General features: G+C 68.0%; 18 protein-coding genes and 1 riboswitch. Of the genes, 9 read left to right on the top strand and 9 right to left on the bottom strand.

Features of this window, described 5'->3' with window-relative positions:
- Positions 1–42 precede the first annotated feature (42 nt).
- The 3 genes from E3O65_RS17305 to E3O65_RS14790 all read right to left on the bottom strand — a co-directional run bounded on the left by E3O65_RS17305 (position 43) and on the right by E3O65_RS14790 (position 4,564).
- Positions 43–1,722 (bottom strand): ADP-ribosylglycohydrolase family protein, encoded by a 1,680-nt coding sequence (locus E3O65_RS17305; protein WP_241985756.1) that lies wholly within the window; start codon positions 1,720–1,722, stop codon positions 43–45.
- Positions 1,723–2,031: 309 nt separating this feature from the next.
- A complete protein-coding gene (locus E3O65_RS14795; protein ID WP_134364494.1) occupies positions 2,032–2,856 on the bottom strand; it encodes a nuclease-related domain-containing protein in 825 nt (274 codons plus the stop codon).
- Between the two features lie 82 nt (positions 2,857–2,938).
- Positions 2,939–4,564, bottom strand: coding sequence for a tetratricopeptide repeat-containing diguanylate cyclase (locus E3O65_RS14790; RefSeq protein ID WP_134364493.1), 1,626 nt, complete (start codon positions 4,562–4,564; stop codon positions 2,939–2,941).
- Between the two features lie 361 nt (positions 4,565–4,925).
- On the opposite strand from E3O65_RS14790, the gene E3O65_RS14785 reads away from it, so the two are divergent.
- Positions 4,926–5,216: a glutaredoxin family protein gene (locus tag E3O65_RS14785; RefSeq protein WP_134364492.1), complete on the top strand. Its 291-nt coding sequence runs from the start codon at positions 4,926–4,928 to the stop codon at positions 5,214–5,216.
- A 49-nt stretch (positions 5,217–5,265) separates the two neighbouring features.
- Here the strand turns inward: E3O65_RS14785 and E3O65_RS14780 are convergent, their stop codons facing one another.
- On the bottom strand, positions 5,266–6,063 hold the full coding sequence (locus E3O65_RS14780; protein WP_134364491.1) for a TY-Chap2 family putative peptide chaperone: 798 nt from the start codon (positions 6,061–6,063) through the stop codon (positions 5,266–5,268).
- Positions 6,064–6,268: 205 nt separating this feature from the next.
- Here E3O65_RS14780 and E3O65_RS14775 point away from each other — a divergent pair, with 205 nt between their 5' ends.
- The 6 genes from E3O65_RS14775 to E3O65_RS14755 all read left to right on the top strand — a co-directional run bounded on the left by E3O65_RS14775 (position 6,269) and on the right by E3O65_RS14755 (position 11,268).
- Positions 6,269–7,333, top strand: a complete 1,065-nt coding sequence (locus tag E3O65_RS14775; protein ID WP_134364490.1) for a sigma-70 family RNA polymerase sigma factor — start codon at positions 6,269–6,271, stop codon at positions 7,331–7,333.
- Positions 7,334–7,342: 9 nt separating this feature from the next.
- A complete protein-coding gene (locus tag E3O65_RS16790; protein ID WP_166785775.1) occupies positions 7,343–7,510 on the top strand; it encodes a hypothetical protein in 168 nt (55 codons plus the stop codon).
- Positions 7,511–7,807: 297 nt separating this feature from the next.
- A complete protein-coding gene (locus tag E3O65_RS14770; protein ID WP_134364489.1) occupies positions 7,808–8,782 on the top strand; it encodes a ring-cleaving dioxygenase in 975 nt (324 codons plus the stop codon).
- 6 nt (positions 8,783–8,788) lie between these two features.
- Positions 8,789–9,550, top strand: coding sequence for an alpha/beta hydrolase (locus E3O65_RS14765; RefSeq protein WP_241988667.1), 762 nt, complete (start codon positions 8,789–8,791; stop codon positions 9,548–9,550).
- A 10-nt stretch (positions 9,551–9,560) separates the two neighbouring features.
- Positions 9,561–10,763: a maleylacetate reductase gene (locus E3O65_RS14760; RefSeq protein ID WP_241985757.1), complete on the top strand. Its 1,203-nt coding sequence runs from the start codon at positions 9,561–9,563 to the stop codon at positions 10,761–10,763.
- An 88-nt stretch (positions 10,764–10,851) separates the two neighbouring features.
- Positions 10,852–11,268, top strand: coding sequence for a hypothetical protein (locus E3O65_RS14755; RefSeq protein WP_134364487.1), 417 nt, complete (start codon positions 10,852–10,854; stop codon positions 11,266–11,268).
- Positions 11,269–11,338: 70 nt separating this feature from the next.
- On the opposite strand, the gene ppsA is transcribed toward E3O65_RS14755, so the two are convergent.
- The 3 genes from ppsA to E3O65_RS14740 all read right to left on the bottom strand — a co-directional run bounded on the left by ppsA (position 11,339) and on the right by E3O65_RS14740 (position 17,618).
- A complete protein-coding gene (gene ppsA / locus E3O65_RS14750; RefSeq protein ID WP_134364486.1) occupies positions 11,339–13,729 on the bottom strand; it encodes a phosphoenolpyruvate synthase in 2,391 nt (796 codons plus the stop codon).
- A 616-nt stretch (positions 13,730–14,345) separates the two neighbouring features.
- Positions 14,346–14,420, bottom strand: a riboswitch (cyclic di-GMP riboswitch).
- Between the two features lie 362 nt (positions 14,421–14,782).
- On the bottom strand, positions 14,783–16,681 hold the full coding sequence (locus tag E3O65_RS14745) for a hypothetical protein (RefSeq protein ID WP_134364485.1): 1,899 nt from the start codon (positions 16,679–16,681) through the stop codon (positions 14,783–14,785).
- Between the two features lie 124 nt (positions 16,682–16,805).
- Positions 16,806–17,618: a nuclease-related domain-containing protein gene (locus E3O65_RS14740; RefSeq protein WP_166785773.1), complete on the bottom strand. Its 813-nt coding sequence runs from the start codon at positions 17,616–17,618 to the stop codon at positions 16,806–16,808.
- A 96-nt stretch (positions 17,619–17,714) separates the two neighbouring features.
- On the opposite strand from E3O65_RS14740, the gene E3O65_RS16785 reads away from it, so the two are divergent.
- On the top strand, positions 17,715–17,888 hold the full coding sequence (locus E3O65_RS16785; RefSeq protein WP_166785772.1) for a hypothetical protein: 174 nt from the start codon (positions 17,715–17,717) through the stop codon (positions 17,886–17,888).
- Between the two features lie 31 nt (positions 17,889–17,919).
- Here the strand turns inward: E3O65_RS16785 and E3O65_RS14735 are convergent, their stop codons facing one another.
- The gene (locus tag E3O65_RS14735) at positions 17,920–18,717 is read right to left on the bottom strand and encodes a nuclease-related domain-containing protein (protein WP_134364483.1); all 798 of its coding nucleotides are present in this window, start codon (positions 18,715–18,717) and stop codon (positions 17,920–17,922) included.
- 174 nt (positions 18,718–18,891) lie between these two features.
- Here E3O65_RS14735 and E3O65_RS14730 point away from each other — a divergent pair, with 174 nt between their 5' ends.
- Positions 18,892–19,467, top strand: coding sequence for a PepSY domain-containing protein (locus tag E3O65_RS14730; RefSeq protein WP_134364482.1), 576 nt, complete (start codon positions 18,892–18,894; stop codon positions 19,465–19,467).
- Between the two features lie 378 nt (positions 19,468–19,845).
- Here E3O65_RS14730 and rraA read toward each other — a convergent pair whose 3' ends face one another.
- The gene (gene rraA, locus E3O65_RS14725; protein ID WP_134364481.1) at positions 19,846–20,310 is read right to left on the bottom strand and encodes a ribonuclease E activity regulator RraA; all 465 of its coding nucleotides are present in this window, start codon (positions 20,308–20,310) and stop codon (positions 19,846–19,848) included.
- Positions 20,311–20,407 lie beyond the last annotated feature (97 nt).

Here is a 20,407-nt window from a genome sequence, read left to right as displayed (position 1 = left end):
CTCACGGAGCGGACAGCGGCCCGGACTCGCCCGGGGGGCCGCTCACGCCGGGGACCGCAGCGCCTGCAGGAACGCGGCGTTCGGGTGGGCGTGCGGCAGGACATCCGTCACCTCGCGCAGCGCCTGCTCAATCGGAATCCCCCGGTGCCGCGCCGCGTAGAGCGCGCCGATCGCGGGCGTGCGGCTGACCGCCTGCACGCAGTGCACGAGCACGGTGCGCCCCTCGGCGCGCAGTGCCGCGATGGCATCGACGGTGTCGGTGAGCACGAAACGGAGGTTGGGGTTGGCCTTTTCGGCAGGCTCGTCGATCAGCCAGACCGCGACCCTGTTCTCGGCACGGATTCGGCCGGGCACCTGCGTGCGTCCGACGCGACAGAGCGACACGACCGCGTCGATCTCGTCCGGAAGGTCTCCGAGGATGCCGATCGCCCCGAGCCAGACGCCGTCGTCGTGCGGGTGCCGCACGAAGGCGGACACGTCACCCGAGGTTGCATAGGCCAAATGATCGGCGGTGGGCCAGGTCGTGGCGACGCGATCCTTGCGGGCGCGCCGGTCGAGCACACCCGGATCACGGCGCTCGAGGGCGTCGAGCTCGCGCAGGTCGGGTGTCGCCGGGTCGCGGCGCTCCGGGGAACCGGGCTCGCGAGGGTCGGGCGTGGCCGGGTTGCGACGCTCGGGCAGGGCGGGAGGTCGGGACGGGCCCGATGTCCGGGATCGACCGCCGTCCGCACGGGCGGCGAGCACACCGCGGCGCACCAACTCGTCGGCGCGCAGGCCGCCCGGCCAGCCGTGCAGGATTCGTCGCCACGCGGCGGGAACAGCGGATGCGCCGTAACGCGCCCCGAGCAGCCCACCGGCGATCGCGGCGACCGTGTCGGTGTCGCGGCCGCCGCGCACGGCGATCTCAAGGGCGTCCTGCAGGTGCCCGGCGCCAGTGGCGGAGACGGCGGAGCCGAGGTCGCCCCCGGCACGCCCGCCCCCGCCCGGAGCGCTGCGCGGCTGGACGATCGCCGACCAGGCTGCCTGGAGCGCCTCCACGACCCAGCCGTTCTGACTGAAGTCGGACGGGACGCCGGCCTCGGCCGCCACGAAACGCTCCTCCCAGAGCGCGCGGCGGTCGGCGGGCAGGGCGTCGAGGCCCACCCGAACGTCGAGGGCGCCCTCGAGCACCGCGTGCCGAATGGCCAGGCACCAGAGCACGCAGGCGTCGCCGGCATCCGTTTCAAAGTGGGTGAGGGTGCTGATGGTGCGGGCCACATCGGCGAGCGCCACCGGGTCGTCGAGGTAGGCGAGCGCCACGGGCGCCGTGCGCATGAGCGAACCGTTGCCGGCGCTGCGACCGTGCCGGTCATGGTGCGCCTGGGCGACAAGACGCACCGCGGATGCCGTGGGCTCGGTGTGGGAGAGCACGGCACGCAGCTGGTTGCCCACGTCGGGCGCCGTGCGGGCCCACCCGACCCAGGCCGCCACGATCTCGTCAAGCACGGCCTCGTCGCGGAGGTCCTGGCCGGCAGCGATCGCGTTCACGATCGGCACGGCCATCGAAGTGTCGTCGGTCCACTCACCGGGAGCCCAGTCGAACCCGCCGCCGCCCTTCATCGTCACGACGGCATCCGTGGCCAGCGGCGGGCCGAACTCATAGCCGGCGCCGAGCGCGTCGCCACAGGCCATGCCGAGCAGCACGCCGGCGGCGCGATCCAATTGTGCGGACGTAAGTTTCAAGCGTTTCCCCCGTGCGAGCGTGCAGTCGAACTGTCATGAAGTCAAGCCAGGCACGCCCGTTTCGGACTCCGCCGAGGCTCAGGCCCCCGCATCGAGCCTACGGGCGAAACGGTGTCGACGGCTCCGCCACATTCGAGGGACAGCGGGCACGGATCGGCAGGGGCCGTCACCCCTGCCCGACGGCGACCCGCCGCGCTCAGCCCTGAACGAATTCGACGGAGTTTGTGCCCAAAACGAGCCGAAACAGGCTGGGAAAGCGCTCTCCCTCCAAAATCTTCCTCGAATTGGTGCGATACTCCGCACGGATGGCTAGGGGTTTTCCACCCCGCCCAGGAACACATTCATCAGGGCGGCGACCAGCGGGGGCACCGTCAGCACGGCGGCGGCGGTCGACGCCCCGAGCCCCAGCAGCTTCCACAGGGTGCTGCGCAGGTGCGCCTGGCGCACCTGCGCATCGAGGGCCGCGAAGTCGACCATTGGCTGTTCGGTCGGCGGGAAGACCGCCGTCGGCCAGGTTGCGGGATCATCGATGACGGCGGCGAGATCGGTTAGTTCGGCGGAGCCGAACACCGGGGGCCGTGCGAGCAACCAGCGCCGCAGGCCGGTGTCCCGCACCACCGCCACCCGTTCGGGCGACTTTTTGATCGTGAGAGACTTCGGGTCGACGAGAGCGATGACAGGCTGCGCGGCGGCGAGGCGGGGCATCCGTTCGCGCAGGAGTCGGGTGACGCGGTCGGCCTCGTGCTCTGAATCGCGAATGTGGGAAACCCGGCGGCCGGAGACCATCAGTGTGCGGCCGGCGACCCAGACGCCCTGGCCGCGGTGGTTTTTCGTGTTGAGGGTGAAGAGCCCTCCGGGGCCGATCACGATGTGGTCGATGTCGGCGCCCTTCTTGCCGATCGGAAGGGCGTGGAAGATCCGCCACTCGGGCGGCAGTGTGGCGAGGATCTCGCCCACGGCAATCTCGCCCTTCGCTCCGCGATACCAACTGACGCTGCCGTCACCAAGCGGCGAGACGCCGAAGATCCGGCCAAAACGGGTGCGCTCGGGTGTGCCGTTCTGCTGGCGAAGCAGCTCCTCGATCACCGATTGGGCGGCCTGATGCGCGCCCATGGAAGGTGCCTGATTGGTCATGTTTCCCCTGTTCCCCGTGCAAATCCCCAGCCTGCGAATCTACCGCATGCAGGTGGAGAGCTACCGACCACCCGGCTGGGAACTACGCGACTGCTGCCGTGGCGAGCTGGTCGCGGCCGGCGTCCTTGGCCGCGTAGAGGGCGGCATCGGCGCGGGCAAGCCAACCGACAACGGTCTCGCCGGGCATCAGCTCGGCCACGCCCACGCTGACCGTACAGGCCAGGCGCGGTGCCAGCGCGCCCCAATGGTAGTCGCGCACGGACGCGAGCAGACGGCCGCAGACGAGCTCGGCCTGTTCCAGGGTGGTGTCGGCAAAGACCAGCAGGAACTCCTCCCCGCCCACCCGCACGGCCATGTCGCGCTCCCGGGTGACGGCCCGCAACAGGCTGGCCATGGCATTCAGCACCTGGTCGCCTGTGGCGTGTCCGTGATCATCGTTGACGCGCTTGAAATGGTCCATGTCGATCATTGCCACGCAGAGCGGCTGTCGGCGGTCGCGAGAGAGGCCCATCAACGGCGGCAACTCGCGGTCGAGGGCCCGGCGGTTCGGCAGCCGGGTCAGCGGGTCGGTATTGGCCTGGAGATCCAGTTCGGCGGCACGGCTGCGCAGCCGCTCCGCATCCCGTTGCGACCGCTCCGCCTCGTGACGTGCCTGCTCGATCCCCAGGGTGTTGATCAACATCTGGGACTGGATGCCGGCGGTATCGGTTGTTCGCTTCAGCATCAGGGCGTGCAACTTCTCATGGTGCAGGAGCGCCTGCTCGAACCGGCCGGCCTCCTTATTCATCTCGTACAGCGAGCGGTGCAACAGGATGTGCAGGGCCGGGTCGTCCCCCAGCGCGGCGACCAGCAACTGCGCGTTCATCATCTCGGTCGCGTCATCGAGGCGCCCCTCGGCGCGGGCGACCTCGGCCAGCTGCGCGTCGTTGTTCTCCTCGAGGGAGCGAAAACCGTGCGCCTTCGCCAGGCGCCGGGCTCGACTGGCCTGCTCACGGGCCTCGGCATGCTCGCCGAGCTCGATCAGGATGCTGACCAGGTTGGTGCGGGCGATGCTCTCGTAGAAGCTGTGCCCCTGGGCATGGGCCACGGACACAGCCTCGCGCACGAGCAGCAGTGCCTGCTTGAGGAGAGGCCCGGCGTCAACGCCCCGGGCACGCAGAGTCTGAGCCTGTGTCAGAGAGGTGTCGCCGAGGTTGTTGAGCCCAACGAACCGGGCCGCCGGGTCGTCGATGGTGCGGGACATCGCCAACGCCTGCTGCCCCAGTTCCAGCGCCCGCTCCGACTCGCCCATTCCCTCGTGCACCATCGAGGAGCGGCTCAACGCCCAGAACTCGGCCAATGCGCTGCCGCTCACCCGAGCCGTTTCCAACGCGACCAGAACGTGGCGCAGCGCCTGCTCGTACAGCCCGGTGTCGGAGTACGCCAGCACCAGGGTGCAGTTCACCGTGGACTGCCGGATCAGGTCTCCGCTGCCGTCGAGGTACTCCAACGCCAGCAAGCCCTGTTGAACGGATGCCTCGTAGTCGCCGAGGCGCAGCCGATGCAGTGCCAGCAGTTCCCGCGCATGCGCCTGCTGCCGCTTCGTAGCACCCGGGCGCGCCAAAACCGCCTCGGCCTGCCCGACACCGTCGAGATGGCGCCCGTTCGCGCTCGACTGCTCGCACTCCGCGAGGAGCACGTCAATCGCTGGTTCCAGTATTGATTCCATAGTCGGCACTGTCTTTGGTTCAGGTGCGATGTCCTGGTCTGAGTTCACGATCAGTCCCCCAACTGTTTCTACTCAGCAATGAACCTAGCAGTCGGCCCGCCGCCGGAAGCCGGTTTCGGAGGCTGCCGACGAGGGACCTCCGCCCCAGAACTAGGCGCACGCGCGGGTGCTCACCTTCGAGGCCGGGCACGTACGGAGGGAGCACCTCGTGCCGAGGATCTGGTCATGCAGATCGGTCAGCGCAGGCATCCGTCGGGGCGCAGGTTATGGAAGCCGGCGCAGGTTGGGCAATTGCTTCCATCGGATGTGCCGCAAGGATGTGCCGGGCGGGGCACCCAGTTTGCCGTCCTAGGATGAGCGAATGACCGACCTCACCACATCCCCGCCCACCGAAACCGACACCCAGCGCATCACCATGTTCGGCGCGGAGTGGTGCGGCGACTGCCGCCGCTCGAAGAAGCTGCTCGACACCCTCAAAGTCGACTACGACTACGTCGACCTCCTCCTGGTCGAGGACGGCGCCGACCGGGCGCATGCCATCAGTGGCCGCACCCAGATCCCTGTGATCCTGTTCCCCGACGGCTCTCATGTGGTGGAGCCCAGCGACTCGACCCTGCATTCCAAGCTGACGCAGCTCGGCAGCATCCTCTAAGTTCGCACCGGTCCCCGGCCGCCCGGCGCGGTATCCGCAACCGCCCCGGTCAGGGGAAGTACGACCCGAGCACGCGGGCCGTCGTGAGCGTGAGCCTGTGGCCGGTCTCCTCATACACGGGCATCAGACTCGTGGCGCCGAGGGCGGTGTGCACCACGCCGGCCGAATCGAAGATGGCGACCGGTTCGAGGTCGCGCAGCAGCGCCCAGAACGGCTGGAAGAAGTAAACGCTCCGGTCGCCGGAATCGAACTGTTCGAGGGTCATCGCGACATACTCTTCCCGCGGCTGGACTGTGGAGGGGAAGTCGCCGAAGAACTCGCATCCGGGATTCTCGGGGTCTTCGTCGTGCAACATGGGCGCCGGAACGGCATACCACTCGTACCGGTCGTTGGTCGCGGTGGCCAGTGCGCTGGCGATCACCCGGTAGGCCAGTGCCCGCGGCGAGGTGGCCGGCTTGACTTTCGGAACGCCCAGCCCGGAAGCGACCTCGATGCGTTCGACCACCTCATGCGGGTTGAGCGCAGCCAGCATCTCAATCCAGCTGATGTGCTGCACGACCCCGTTCACGAGGAATTTGCAGCCGCCGACCAGGTCCCACTGCACGCTCATCCCATCCTGCTCGTCGTGCACGATGAGGAGACGCTCGGCCTCGTCGACCTCCACCCCCGAGATGCGCAGATGCGGATGCCGCCGCACCAGTTCACCCGCGATCCACCACATCTGGGCGGTGAGGAAACGGTCCGCCGGCGGGTTGTAGGCCTCGAAGCCGTCATCATCACCGCCGGAATCGGCGGGTATATAGCGCTCGCCGGAATCGTTGGCCTCTGCATCACCTGCGTCACACATAGTGCCGTCCTCCGCTCACGTCGGCTCGTGCGCTCATCATCCCCGGTCTGGGCTTCGCGCGAAACTCCCCATTCGAGGTCGCGCGGGTCAACGGCGCCGCATCGGCTCCTGGGGGCGGCTCCTGCACAGGCGCGGGGTTGCCGGGTACTGCACACTCGGCATCGCCCACCAGACCGTGGCCCAGGCTCACGCCTAGGGTTCCGGCATGTCCATCGTCGAGAGCCGTCCCCCGCGTCCCGCCGACTCCGTGGGCGCGTACCTGCAGGAGATCGGCCGGGTGCCGCTTTTGACCGCACACGAGGAGACCAACCTGGCCACGCGCATCGAGGTCGGGCTGCTCGCGGCGGAGCGCCACGCGCACCTGGCGCGGCGGGCTGATCCCGAGACGACGGATGCGACCCTCGAGGAAGAACTTCACTGGCTCGCGGCCGACGGCATGCGAGCCATGAACCATCTGATCTGCGCCAATCTCCGGCTGGTGGTCTCCGTGGCCCGGCATTTCACCGAACGAGGGCTGGACTTCCTCGACCTCATCCAGGAAGGCAACCTCGGCCTCATCAAAGCGGTGGAGCGCTTCGACCAGACCAGGGGGTTCAAGTTCTCGACCTATGCCACCTGGTGGATCCGCCAGGCGATCCAGCGCGCCGTGGTCGACCAGTCCCGCACCATTCGGTTGCCGACCCACCAGGTCGAGGCGGTCGCCGTGCTCCTCCGGGTGCAGCAGGGAGTGCGGCTGCGGCTCGGCCGCGACGGCACCGCCATGGAGCTCAGTGCCGCCAGCGGATTCACCACCCGGCACGTATTGTGGCTGCTGAACCAGGCCCGACAACCTCGATCGCTCGACGCCCCCGTCTGGGTCAATCTCGGCAACGGCTTGGAGAATGTGCCCTTCGGCGACACCATCCTCGACGGCCAGGCGCTCGATCCGTTCGACGCCGTCAGCCGGATCCTTCTGCGGGACAGTCTCGCGGGCGACCTCGCCAGCCTCTCCGACCGTGAGGCGAACGTGCTGCGAATGCGGTTCGGGCTGGGCGGCGAAGCCCCGAAACCCCGGCGCGAGATCGGCGCCCACTTCGGGGTGTCCGGCGACCGCGTCCGCCAGATCGAGCTGAAGGCGCTGGCGCGGCTGCGGCATCCGTTGGCCGCGGGCTTGCCACCCGGGAGGGAACATCAGCATCCGTCCGGCGAAATACTTGACGGCGAATCTATCGCACGCGTAGCTTCACAGTGTTGTCCCGGACCCGGCAGCCGCGCGGATCGTGCCGACTGAGGAGGTTTGATGTTTGGGAACACGGGTGCAGAACCGCTAGGGGATGCCGGCGACCCCTCAGCCGTTTCGGCCGACACGGCCGCGGAGGGCGGCATCTCCTCGGCGAACAGTGAGACGGTCGGGCACTGGCTTGATCAGCTGCCAGAGCGCTCCTGGGACGAGAGTCCCGACGAGTAGCCACCTTCTTCCTGCGCCCTCCCGCATCCTCTCCTCACGCTCCACGCAGGGCCGGGCTGCGGGCAGGGCTGCGGGCAGGGCTGCGGCTGCAGGCTGGGGGCAAGGCTGCAGGCAGGGCTGCGGGCTGGGCTGGGCCAGGCAGTCCCGCGCGGCCCCACGCGGCCCCGCGCGGCCCGGCGCCCACGCGGGGAATGAATTCCACTAAACATGTGTTTGCATAGAAGTTGGATTAGTCTCCCGTCGGACCAGAGCCGCTCCTGCCACGTATCCGCCCCACGCCCCGCCAGAAAGGGACCCATGACTCCGCAAACCCTAGGTCTGCACCACGTCACCGCGATTGCCGGTGCACCGCAGCGCAACATCGACTTCTACGTGACCGGTCTCGGGCTGCGGCTCGTGAAGAAGACGGTCAACTTCGATGACCCCGGCACCTACCACCTCTATTACGGGGATGACGCGGGTCGACCTGGCTCGCTGCTCACCTTCTTCCCCTGGACGGGCATCTCCAGCGGGCGCCCCGGCTCGGGCCAGTCCACGTCCACCGCGTTCTCGGTACCGGCCGACAGCCTCGGCTGGTGGGCAACCCACTTCAAGAACCTCGGCGTCGAATCCGAGTTCGTACGCCGCTCCGCCGACGAGGAACGTCTCTCCCTGCGCGACCCCGACGGCCTGCAACTCGATCTGGTGGCCTCGTCGAGGGTCGATCCCCGCAATCCGTGGGACTCGGCATCCGTGCCCGCCGAATACGCAGTGCGCGGCCAGCACTCCTCGGTGCTCACGGTCGCCGACCCGACCGGTACCGTCGAGGTACTCACCCGCGACCTCGGTATGCACGTGATTGAGGAGACGACCGACCGCATCCGGGTCGGCGCCGGAGACGGCGCCGCCGGCAACATCGTGGACATCATCGCGGACCCGCACGGGCAGGTCGGACGCACCGCCGGGGGCAGTGTGCACCACATCGCGTTCCGGGTACCGGACAAGACCACGCAGGAGCAGTGGCGCCAGGAACTCCTCGCGCGCGGCTACGGCGTCACGGCGATCCTCGACCGCCAGTACTTCACGTCGATCTACTTTCGCGAGCCGGGCGGCGTTCTGTTCGAAGTCGCGACGGATACCCCCGGCTTCGACATCGACGAGCCGCTGCTGGAGCTGGGCCGCTCGCTCAAGCTGCCGCCGTGGCTCGAGCCGAGCCGCGACCAGATCGAGCACGCGGTCGCGCCCATCACTCTGCCGCCCGAAAATAACCCCGCGCTCGTCATCGGGCTGTAGGCGACCATGCTGGATGAGATGCCCGACCTCGACCTGCCCGACATCGACCGTGCGGACTCCGACCATGCTGCTGCGTCTCTGGCCGATGGCCGGGAACGGTCCGCCCTCGACTGGCCGCACGTTTTCCGGACGGGCGCGCCAGGCGCCTCCGTTGGTTCGGGCGAAGCCGGGTCCGAGGCCGACTCTCCCGTGCTGCTGATGCTGCACGGCACCGGCGGAGACGAACGTGAGATCCTCAACCTCGCCGACGCGCTCGACCCGACCGCCACCGTTCTCGCCCCGCGGGGGCGCGTCACCGAGGGCGGCATGCTGCGCTGGTTCCGCCGCCTCTCCGAGGGCGTGTTCGATGTGGACGACGTGGTGATTCGGGCCGGCGAGCTGGCCGGTTTCATCGCCGCCGCCCGGCAGAGCTATGGCCTGGGCGAGCGCAGCATCATCGCGGTCGGGTTCTCCAACGGGGCCAATATCGCCCTGGCCACTGCACTGCTGCACCCTGGGGTGCTCGACCGGGTCGTCGCTTTTTCAGGCATGTTCCCGCTCGACGGTCGCGCGCTCACGACCGACCTCACCGGCACCGCGGTGCTCCTGCTCAACGGTCGCTCCGACCAGATGGCCCCCCTGGACAGCGCCGACCGCGCCACTCGAACCCTCACCGAGCTCGGCGCCCGAGTCGACCGCGAGCTGCGCGAGGGCGGTCACGGCATCACCGAAACGGATGCCGCCACAGCCCGGTCCTGGTTGGCCCGCCTCGATGAGACCCACGGTTAGGCACCCCCTGATGAAGCAGCTCCCCAATTCCGGCGGCGGCTCCGACCACCACGGCGTCATGCCCGACTTCGAGTACCGAACCCAGCCGCAACGCGTGCTGTTCGGCACCGGTCGGGCCGGTGAGCTGCTCACCACGGTGCTCGCCGAGCTCGGCGACCGCGCCGCAATCCCGCACGCGTCCGCCCCCGGCGCCCCGCGGGTGATGGTGATCGCCACCCGGCGGGAACTGGAGCGGTCGGCGGCGGCCCTTGCCGGCATCCGTGCGGTGTTGATGTTCGACGAGGTCGTGCAGCACGTTTCGGCGGAGTCGGCCGAGCGCGCACAGCGCGCTGCCGAGACGGCCGGCATCGACGTGATCGTCGCCGTGGGCGGCGGGTCCGCGATCGGGCTGGCCAAGATTCTCGCCCGCCGGAGCCAACGACCTCGCGGCCTGCCGATCGTGGCGGTGCCCACCACCTACTCCGGTTCGGAGGCCACCGCCGTGTGGGGGCTTCTCGAGAACGGGGTGAAGACCACCGGATTCGACCCACGGGTGCTCCCTGGCACGGTCATCTACGACGCCGCACTGACGCTGTCCCTGCCTCGCGAGTTGAGCGTGTCCAGCGCCCTGAACGCGCTCGCCCACGGAGTAGACGCGCTCTGGGCTCCGGGGGCGAATCCGGTCAGCGCACTGATTGCCGCCGAAGGCATCCGGCTGGTGGCGCGCGCCCTCCCGCGTATCGCCGCAAGCGACGGAGACATCAGCGAAAGCGATCTGGTGCGTCGGGGCATCCAGGGCGCCCTGTCTGGACGAGTGGATGCCCTCTATGGCGCGTATCTGTCGGCGAGTGCATTCTCCAGCGCCGGGTCAGGACTGCATCACAAGGTGTGTCACGTGCTCGGTGGCGCGTTCGGGCTGCCGCACGCGCAGACGCACGCGATCGTGCTGCCGCATGTGCTGGCCCTCAACGTGCCCGCCGCACCCGTGGCTGAGGCACAGATCGCCCGTGCCCTGGGCACCCGAAGTGCCGTTGCGGGGCTGCTCGCCCTGCGTGACAGCGTGCAGGGGCCGACCGCGCTGCGGGATGTCGGGTTCCGAGAGTCAGACATCCCCCGGGCCGCGGCGCTGATCCTGCCGGCGGTTCCCGCCTCGAATCCACGCACGGTCACCCCCGACGACCTGACCCTGCTGCTGCGGAACGCCTGGGCCGGAACCGCTCCGCTCCAGCCGTAGGCAGCCGGTCCCTCTCAGCCCGCGCCGCCGCGTCCATTTGCCGCGGACACCTGCCGCGCTAGGCTGCCAGCGGAAAAAGGGAGGCACAATGAGCGACACGGAGCGCGGCGACGATGCTGAGCAGCACCCCACCAATCAGGAGAGATCCACGTCGACCAACACCAACACCGACCAACCCCAGGCAGACCGGCCCGGAACAGAGCCGACACCCGAGGATGCCGCCGAACGGCTCTCGGCGGAGTCCGCTCACGAGTCGCGGCTGCGCGTCCTCCGGAGCAAGGCCGCCGTCGCCCGGTCCGAGGTCGATGCCCTGACCGCGTTGCACCTCGACCCTGACACTCTCGAGGATCTACTCGACACCGCCAGCCCGCAGGAGGCGGCTCGCCTCCTCAAATCCGAACACTCGATCAGCGTGCGCGTCGTCGATGCCCGCGCCAGGGCCGAGATCACCGAGGCCGAATACGAGCAGGCCGTGCTCGACAACTTCAACGAGGCCGAACGCTGACGCCACGATCACGACGCACGGGGACTGATGCCGCGCGCCGGCACCCGTCTTCCGGTTTCACCGCTCCCCGCTACGCCGTGTCGTGGTTTCGTTCCGCCTGCGCGATGCGGCCCACCGTCTTGAGGAAGCTGTCCGGGTTGAGCGAGATCGAATCGATCCCCTCGTCCACCAGAAAGGCCGCGAAGTCGGGATAGTTGCTCGGCGCCTGCCCGCAGATGCCGATCTTGATTCCGGCGGCGTGGGCCTTGTGGATGGCCTCGCTGATCATCCGTTTCACGGCGTCGTCGCGTTCGTCGAATAGGGCGGCCAGGTGTTCAGCGTCGCGGTCGATGCCCAACACAAGCTGGGTGAGGTCGTTGGAGCCGATCGAGAAGCCGTCGAACCGGGTGGCGAACCGCTCGGCGAGGATCACATTGGCCGGAATCTCGCACATCATGTAGACCTGCAGCCCGGCCTCGGCGCGCACCAGTCCGTTCTCCGCCATCACGGCGAGCACCTTGTCGGCCTCGGTCACGGTGCGGCAGAACGGCACCATCACGATGACATTGCTGAAGCCGATCTTCTCCCGCACCTGCTTGATCGCCCGGCATTCCAGTGCGAAACCCTCCCGGTAGCGATCGTCATAGTAGCGGGAGGCGCCGCGGAAGCCGAGCATCGGGTTCTCCTCGGAGTGCTCGAAGACCGACCCGCCGATCAGGTGCGCATATTCATTGGTCTTGAAATCGCTCATTCGCACGATCACGGGGTGCGGGTGGTACGGCGCGGTCAGCTTCGCAATGCCTAGAGCGAGCGTCTGCACGAAATATTCCTTGGGGTCCATATATCCGCGGGTGAGCTCTTCGATGCGACGGATGGCGGCCCGGTCGGTGACGCGATCCGGGTGCACGAGCGCCATCGGGTGGATCTTGATCAGGTTGTTGATGATGAATTCCATCCGGGCGAGCCCAACGCCGTCAGCCGGCAACCGCCACCACTCGAAGGCGGCGGCCGGGCTGGCGATGTTGACCATGACTTTGGTGCGGGTTTTCGGCACGGTGCCGAGGTCGATCTCCTCGGTCTCGAAGGCCAGCTCGCCGTCGAAGACGTAGCCCTCGTCGCCCTCGGCACAGGAGATCGTGATCATTTGGCCGTCCGTGAGTGTGTCGGTGGCGGTGCCCGTGCCCACGACGGCCGGCACACCCAGCTCACGGCTGACGATCGCGGCGTGGCTGGTGGGACCGCCGTGGTCGGTGACGATGCCGGCCGCACGGGTCATGATCGGCACCCAGTCGGGGTCGGTCATCTCGGTGACCAGGATGGCGCCGTCGACGAATTTCTCGATGTCGGCCGGGTCCTTGATCACACAGGCCACGCCGCTCGCGATGCTGTCGCCGATCGCGACCCCGGTCACCAGCAGCGGCCCGGTTTCGGTGCGGGTGCTCACCGTGAACCGGGTGCCACTCGCCTGCGAGTGCACGGTCTCCGGGCGCGCCTGCACCAGGAACAGTTCGCGGGTCACGCCGTCTTTGGCCCATTCCATGTCCATCGGCCGGCCGTAGTGGTTCTCCACGATCACGGCCCAGCGGCCCAGCTGGGCGATCTCCGCGTCGGTCAGCACGAACGACTGCCGCTCCCGGTCGGGGGTGTCGATGATGCGGGTGCGGGCGCTGCCGCCCTTGGCGTAGACCATCTTGCTGGCCTTCTCACCGAGGGTCTTCTCGATGATCGGCATGCAGTCTGGCAGGTCGAGCAAGGCCTTGAACACCAGGTACTTGTCGGGATTGACGGTGCCCTGCACCACCGTCTCGCCGAGCCCCCAGGCGGCGCTGATCACGGCCACGCCCGGAAAGCCAGTGTCGGTGTCGATGGAGAACATCACCCCCGAGCCGCCGACGTCGGCTCGGATCATCCGTTGCACGCCGATCGAGAGCGCCACCTCAAGGTGGTCGAAGTGCTTGACCTCGCGGTAGCTGATTGCCCGATCCGTGAACAGCGAGGCGTAGCAGCGGCGGCAGGCATCGAGCAGATCGCGCTCACCTGTCACGTTCAGGAACGTCTCCTGCTGGCCCGCGAAACTGGCGTCGGGCAGGTCTTCGGCGGTGGCGCTGCTGCGCACGGCCACGGGCAGGTTCGGGTGCCCGGCCTTCTCCGACAGTTCCCGATACGAGGCACGGATGCCGTCGGCGATGTCCGCGGGAAACTCGCCACCAAGAAACAGCTCGCGCAGGGCCTCGCCCGTGGCGCGCAGAGACTCACGGCCGGAATGGAACAGTTCCAGTCGGCTCCGGAGGTCGGGTTCGATCTGGTTTGCGGCGATGAACGCGCGGTAGGCGTCGGCTGTTGTCGCGAACCCGTCGGGCACCTGCACGCCATCGCCGCCGAGCGAGCGCACCATCTCACCCAACGACGCATTCTTGCCTCCGACCAGCGGAATGTCTTCCAAACCGATCTCGTTGAACCACACGACGCTGCCTTCGCGCATTGATCTTCCACCCCTTGTCAGTTCTGTAGCCCTGGCTGCTCACCGCAGGCTCTCGCCCTGCCCGAGAAGGCTGCTTCCGGTGGTGGCACCGTACTGCGCGGCGGATGTCCCGGCTAGTCGGGCCGTTCCCAGAACGAATTCGACGGAGATTTTGTCGGAAACGGCCTCGCACAGCCCTGGAAACCGCATTTCCGCGAGAATCTCCGTCGAATCGGTTCCGCGCCTGGCGAGGTCGCCATGATGAGCGCGAACGTCGGCCGCTACGCGGCGGATGTCCGCCAGGAACACAAACGTGGCTTCACCACAGAGGAACGCAGAGGTTCAAGCAGTGCCGGAGCCTGGCCCGAGGTAGGTACCGAAGGAGGTGCCTGAACCGGCGGTGAGGCAAGCATGCGATCGGAGATCGAACCCGAATCAATCCCCGATCGCAATGCCATATCAGGACGAAATCCCTAATCTCGCCCGGCTTCCACCGTTTCAGTCGCGTGCCTACCCAAGGGGACGACGAGACGGAGGCTTGTACACCACGCCTAGAGGCGACGAAGACAGGCCTGGACGGCCGAATCTGCGGTCGGCCTCGGGGGAGGTGAAGTTCATGTGGGACGGTTCCTTTTCATTCGGTAAGCCGGCTAACCCGATGGGTTCCGTGCCTTTGCGACCCCGCCTTACAACGGGTGTGCCTTTTCGACTGACGTGAATTCCGTCACTCTGGCGACCCGTAGGTCACCTAGAAGGAACCTATCAGCCCTGGTCGGCGAGAAACCAGTGAGAAAGTCCCAACTTCCGCAATCCCTGCCCCCAAATCGAGGGGCAGAGCAGGCACACCGAGGACCAGGGCCGAGCGGCACGAACTGGGTTGGCCGCTCGTCGCCCCCAGCCTTCGGCGCGGGCCGGCATCAGCGTTGGGGCGTGGGCGTTGTCCCAGTCGGGGTGCATTCTCTTCCCGGCGGCACCGACCTCTGGTCGTCATCTACGCGCTTGGTCAACAGAGGGTCGCCATGCCGGGCACCCAGGTTCGATCTGTGAAGTTCGTGCACCAGCTGACGGCGGCGATCAGGCTTCCATGTCGTCGTGGGTCACGATGCGGCCGAGCTCGATGCCGCCGTCCGGCAGCTGCCAGAAATGCATGCGTCGGGCCGCCGGGGTGTTCTGCTCAATCGATACCCGCATGCAGCGCGCACCGTCCCAGCGCAGGAGGTGCGGATCTGCGGGTCCAGCACCCTGGCGCAGCGCGTGCAGGTGCCGGCCCTTGAGTGTTTTCACCCGCCCGGTCAACACGTCCACTGATGCCTTGAACGCCTTGGCCAATTGGCCGTCATCGAGGCCGGTCAGGGACTCCGCGAAGCGATCCCCCAGGACGTAGCTGTGCGGCAGCGGCCACTCCGCGCGGTCGGATTCCGGAACCCGGTCGACCCAGGCGAGCAGGATCTCATGCCGCACCCAGCCGGACGGCTCCTCCCAGGCGGCTCGCCGCGACTCGTACTCGCTCACTGCGGCCGGGGTAGGGGCGGTGCGGCGGGATTCGCGCAGCATCCGTCGTTGGGTGCGCTGGTCGTCGCGCAATTCCGCGACCGTGTGTCGCAGGGTGGCGAGCTCCACAAGGGCGTCACGGAGCTGCATCTGCGCGGATCGAGCCTGTTCACGCAGCTTGGCGAGATCGGAATCGGTGGCGCCGGCCTCGACCAACTGGGTTTCCAGCCGCACGATGCGCGCCTTCGCCTCGGCAAGGGACAGCTGGGTGGACTGCAGGGCGGAATGCGGTGCCGGCGGCGGCATGGGAGAGACCCGAAAGGGGATCGCCCCCATGGTGGAGGGCCGGGCAGCGGCGCGAACACGGCCGGGGCCGGGTGCGGGTGTGGGGCGCGGATGGAGGCGATCCGCGGTGGGGCCGGCCGTCGCCACCGCGACGTGGCCGGGTGTTGCGGCGGAATCGGCGCCAGCGGCCGCCCCGACCGTCGATGCGTGGGCGAGCGACGGGGTGCCGACCAACTCGACCACCGCGGCGGCGTCGTCATTTTCTTCCACCAGCGGCAGCAGTGGACGATTCTCCTTCAGCCACGGCGGCCCGTTGCGAACGGCGCACAGTGAAGGCAGCACAGCCTCGTCGTCATCGACGTCGCTCAGACAGAGGTGCAGGGCGCCGCTGGGCAGATGGATGACCCGCGCCGCCACGACATCCCCCTCCGAGAGGAGGGCGTCGACCTTATCGAGAGGGTTCGCCGAGATGTCGGCCCGGGTGATGGTGAACGCCAGATGCGGGTGCAGGGCAAGCACGGCGCGCTGTGCACTGACCTTCTGCACGAGGGCGAGAGTGATGCTTCCGTGCGGGAATCGAGCGGAGATCTGGGCCGCGGTCGGGGGCTTGCTCTCCACGTTGAGACGGTGCGTGGGCGCGTCGAGGGCACCTTGAATGCGCTGCCCGGGCTCCAGAGTCCAGTCCAGGGGAACCGGCGGAAAGGTCAGCTCCTGCCAGATGGTGGCCATGCCGCCGCCGTCCAGCTCGACGAGGGCGCGGGAACCGCCCAGCATAAACCCCTTCACGGTGCCGTCCACCGTGATGACGGATGCCGGAGCGAGCGCAAAGAGTCCGGCCTGATGGGCGTGAGCGAGGGCATCCGTCACCAGCTGGTCGGTGGCGTGCTGTGCGTCGCCGTGCGTGAACCGGAGCCTGGAGCGGGAGAGCTCGGCGAACGTGTCGCCGACCGGGTACGATCGCCCGGCGCTGCCGTAGACCTGAAATTGTGCCGGGAGCAGGTCGCCGAGCTGACGGGTGAGCTCGCCCGTCTCGATCAGGAAGACCCGGGCGACGTCTCCGATCTGGCTGGAGAGCTGGTCGATCCCGATTTCGGGCACGGCCGTGCCGAACGGCGACGACACCACAACCCAGGGACGTTCCCGACCGGAATCGTGCAGGCCGTTCGCGAGTTGTTGCACCGCGACGCTAGTCTCCACGCGGGTATACACACTGACTCCCCTTCCGGCCTTCGTGACGGGCCGTGAACCGAGAGTACGCCTACCGCCTGTGAGAAAGGCCCCGAGCGTTAATGTTCAGGGTGTATGGGAGTTTTTCGGAGGACTACTGGGACGCGAGCAGCCCGGACACCATCGTCGTTGCCGCTGTGACCACCCCGACTGCGGCCAGACCGGCCAGTGTGAACTCAATCGGCAACAACACCCGGCGCTGCAGCCGGGCGGCACGCACCTCGGCCTGAAGAAGGGTGAAGGTTTCCCGAAGGCCCTCACCCGATTCCAGGGGGACGTCGATCCACATGCTCGGGTTGTCGAGAATCTGGACGATGTCAAGGCGCTCGGCCGCACCGAGCATGTCCGGCAGCGCCGTCAGCCAGACGGCCAGTTCATCGGCGTCGAGTACCGTGACCGGGGACGGTTCCGCCTGCACGTCAATGCTGCGTGCCCCAACGAAAACGACCAGCGGGATCACGGGCGTCGACAGGATGCGACGCTGTTCCAACAGCGTCGTGACGCGCTCGGCTTCGAATTTCGCGTGGCGCAGATAGGGCACGGGCCGGGCGTCCAAGAGAATGCTGCGGCGGTCGACGTGCACCCGGCGACCGTGATGCTGCTTCGTGTTGATGGTCACGACGCCACCCGGGCCCACCAGGACGTGGTCGATGTCCCAGCCGTGGCCACCGATCGGGAGCGCATGGAAGACAGCCCACTCCGGCGATAGCGTCGACAGCTTCTCGCCGACGACCATCTCGCCCTGGGCACCCTCATACCAGCCCGCACAGTTCGCCCCGAGTGGGGATCGGCCCATGAGCCGCGCCCACCGGGTACGCGCCGGAACGCCGACCTGCTCGCGCAGCAGCTTTTCGATCATGAACTGTGCCGCAAAGCGCTCGCGCATCATGGTGCCTCCCACGGTCATCCGGGTAGCCCCCTGTGAACGAAGTCTACCGGCACACCTTCCAGCGGTGGCACCCGCACGGGGGTGGCCGTGATGAGCGGCAACTACGATCGATGGATGGTCAACAACATGAGGGTCGTGCAGACCCAGCTCGGTCTGCTTGAAAGCCACATCAACACCATCAAGGAAGATGCAGCCGCACCGCGCGGAGTCGAAGAGGCGCTCGTCGCCATCTGCACTGCGCTTGACGCCCTGACGGACGAGTTCCATCGGCGCCTGCCGACCGAATAGTCTGCGGGGCCCGGTCGTCAGGGCCCTGTCGTCAACCGGCGGCGGTCGCCGCTGTGATGAGTTGCAGCACGCCGAAGCCGGCAGCGATCGCGGCGATCGCGGCGATCACTGCCCAGGTCAGCCAACGTCTGCCGGCCGAGCGCAGGCGGACATCGAGCTCGGTGAACCGCTCCTGCACGGCCTCGGGGGTGGAGTCAGGGAGTGCACGCCAGACCTGCGGGCTGTCCAGGAGGTCGGCCACCTCTTGAACCTCGCCGGCGGTCAGCACCGGGTGGAGCCGGATCAGCCACGGGCACAGATCCAGCGCGTTGAGCACCTTGACCTGCACGGGCTTCGCCTCGATCGTGAGCAGCCCTGGGTCCACGAAGACGAGGACCGGCTGAACGGGGGCGACCAGCGGCATCCGTTCTCGCACCAGGTTGGTGACCCGCTCGGCCTCCGCCTCGGCATTCTGCAGGTAGGACACCGGCTGGGAGTCGACCTGCAGGGTGTTGCGACCGACGCGGATGTCGACGGCGTGGTTCTTCGAGGTGATCGTGAAGATCCCGCCGGGGCCGATCACGAGGTGATCCGTTTCGGAGCGTGTGGAATCGGCCGGAACGGCGTGGAAGACCGTCCAGTCGGGCGGTAGCTTCGCCAGAAAGGAGCCCACCACGATTTCTCCTTCAGCCCCGAGATACCAGGACATACTGTCGGCGCCGAGCGGGGACAGACCGAAGAGCCGCGCGAGCGACGAGCGTCGCGACGAGCTCCCGCGCACCCGCAGCAAATCCGCGAAGACCGACTGCGCCGCGAACCGCTTGTGCATCGTGGCACTGTACAACGTCATCGAGCTCCCCCTGCTGAATCGAATCTAGCGATTTCTCTCACGCACCCGCACCTCCCCGAACTGGGGTGATCGCGGCGTGTCGACTGGCGTCGGGATCCCCGTGGGAGGTCGCCGCGGCCGCCGTTTAGGCCCATGGTGGCAGCGAAAGGGGTCCGCGTCCCCCAGACTGGGGGTGTGAATGCTTTCAGGGTGACCGGTTTCCGCACGTCCACCTGCGTCGTCGCGGCCGTCGCCGCCGTGGTCCTGGTGGGTGCCGGCACCGTCGGGATCACGGCCGCGGCCGGGCTCGGCGGGGGCGAGACCCGGCTGACCGACAGCGAACTCGACCGGGCCAGCCGCGCGGCGCTGGCCGAGGTCGGCCCCGGTACCGTGACGGATGCCGAGCGCGGCCCGGCCGCGTCCCCCTACGAGATCGACACACGGCTCCCGAATGGCGTGGAGGTCGCGGTCGAGCTCGACGATTCGTTCGAGGTCGTCTGGGTGAGCGTTCCCGGCTGGACCGGGGACACGGCATCCGGTCTGGAACCCCGCGTGCTCACCCCGACCGAGCTCGCGAGCGTCGACCGCACGACCGCGGGCCAGGCTGCGCTGGCCGAGGTCGGCAGCGGCACGGTGACGGACTTCCGGCGCAGCACAGCCCTTGACCACGCCTTCGAAGTGGAGGTCACCCTCGACGACGGCACCAAACGGGTGATCGAGCTCACCGAGCGCAGCCTGGTCGTGCGCGTCGACCGCCCGACCGCGGGCTGAGCCGCCGCGTCCGGGCCGAGGATGGCGCCCCGGCGAGCCGGGAGACGAGCCCTGTGTGGGGCGCTCATCGTCGACGACGACTTCTTGATGGGCCGCGCGCAAGATGGACCGGGCTCGAATACCGCTCGCCGGTCCAAATCGTTAGCGGGCACGCCGAATTTAGAATGACAAGCTCTCCAGTGACGAAGTAACGTTGTCGTCTAGGGCTGAAGTGGCCCGCGCAGAACTCGCCGCACGAACGCGCGCACAACACTGACGTTGCACCCACGCACCAGCGGCTACACCTGAGTGAGTTCCCTTGGGTGGCGCCGCGCGCGTCAGTGACAGCATGCGGGCAGCACGCGGGCAACGCAGTGGCAGCGCAGTGGCAGCGCGAAGTCAGCGTTCGACGAGGATTCCGTCTTCGTCGCAGTAGATTATGCGACCGGGGGTGAACGTCACACCGGCAAATTCCACGACGGCATCCGTCACGCCCGCACCGGTCTTCGTGCTCTTCCGCGGGTTGCTGCCGAGGGCCTTGACGCCCAGCGGCATCGTGCCGATGGCCACTCGGTCACGGACCGCGCCGTTGATCACCACGCCGGCCCAGCCGTTCTGCACCGCGAGCTCGGCAATCATGTCGCCCATCAGCGCCGTGTTCAGCGAACCGGCACCGTCGACCACGAGCACCTCGGCGGCGGCGGGTGACGACAGCACCGACTTGAGCAGGGCGTTGTCCTCGAAACAGGTCACGGTGCGAATCGGGCCGCTGAAACGGATGTTCCCACCCAGGTTCTGAAACTGAAGCGCAACGGATTGAAGCTCTTCTCCGCGCTGGTCGTACAGGTCGGCGGTCAACAGCATTGGTGTCCTCCATGGTTGGGGTTGGGGTTGGGGTTGGGGTGGGTTCGGGGTTGGGGTTGGGGTGGGTTCGGGGTTGGGGTTGGGGTGGGTTCGGGGT

The sequence above is a fragment of the Cryobacterium breve genome (assembly GCF_004402375.1).
Taxonomy (GTDB): Bacteria; Actinomycetota; Actinomycetes; order Actinomycetales; family Microbacteriaceae; genus Cryobacterium; species Cryobacterium breve.
The sequence above is the reverse complement of the archived record's forward strand: the minus strand, read 5'-3'. Positions and strand labels throughout refer to the sequence as shown.

Excerpts from the sequence above, each read along its gene's own strand:
- E3O65_RS14765 (WP_241988667.1), top strand. The coding sequence starts at position 8,789 with ATGCTGGATGAGATGCCCGACCTCGACCTGCCCGACATCGACCGTGCG.
- ppsA (WP_134364486.1), bottom strand. The coding sequence starts at position 13,729 with ATGCGCGAAGGCAGCGTCGTGTGGTTCAACGAGATCGGTTTGGAAGAC.
- E3O65_RS14795 (WP_134364494.1), bottom strand. The coding sequence starts at position 2,856 with ATGACCAATCAGGCACCTTCCATGGGCGCGCATCAGGCCGCCCAATCG.
- E3O65_RS14755 (WP_134364487.1), top strand. The coding sequence starts at position 10,852 with ATGAGCGACACGGAGCGCGGCGACGATGCTGAGCAGCACCCCACCAAT.
- E3O65_RS14770 (WP_134364489.1), top strand. The coding sequence starts at position 7,808 with ATGACTCCGCAAACCCTAGGTCTGCACCACGTCACCGCGATTGCCGGT.
- E3O65_RS14740 (WP_166785773.1), bottom strand. The coding sequence starts at position 17,618 with ATGACCGTGGGAGGCACCATGATGCGCGAGCGCTTTGCGGCACAGTTC.
- E3O65_RS14790 (WP_134364493.1), bottom strand. The coding sequence starts at position 4,564 with ATGGAATCAATACTGGAACCAGCGATTGACGTGCTCCTCGCGGAGTGC.
- rraA (WP_134364481.1), bottom strand. The coding sequence starts at position 20,310 with ATGCTGTTGACCGCCGACCTGTACGACCAGCGCGGAGAAGAGCTTCAA.
- E3O65_RS14760 (WP_241985757.1), top strand. The coding sequence starts at position 9,561 with ATGAAGCAGCTCCCCAATTCCGGCGGCGGCTCCGACCACCACGGCGTC.
- E3O65_RS14775 (WP_134364490.1), top strand. The coding sequence starts at position 6,269 with ATGTCCATCGTCGAGAGCCGTCCCCCGCGTCCCGCCGACTCCGTGGGC.
- E3O65_RS14785 (WP_134364492.1), top strand. The coding sequence starts at position 4,926 with ATGACCGACCTCACCACATCCCCGCCCACCGAAACCGACACCCAGCGC.
- E3O65_RS16790 (WP_166785775.1), top strand. The coding sequence starts at position 7,343 with ATGTTTGGGAACACGGGTGCAGAACCGCTAGGGGATGCCGGCGACCCC.
- E3O65_RS14735 (WP_134364483.1), bottom strand. The coding sequence starts at position 18,717 with ATGACGTTGTACAGTGCCACGATGCACAAGCGGTTCGCGGCGCAGTCG.
- E3O65_RS14780 (WP_134364491.1), bottom strand. The coding sequence starts at position 6,063 with ATGTGTGACGCAGGTGATGCAGAGGCCAACGATTCCGGCGAGCGCTAT.
- E3O65_RS16785 (WP_166785772.1), top strand. The coding sequence starts at position 17,715 with ATGGTCAACAACATGAGGGTCGTGCAGACCCAGCTCGGTCTGCTTGAA.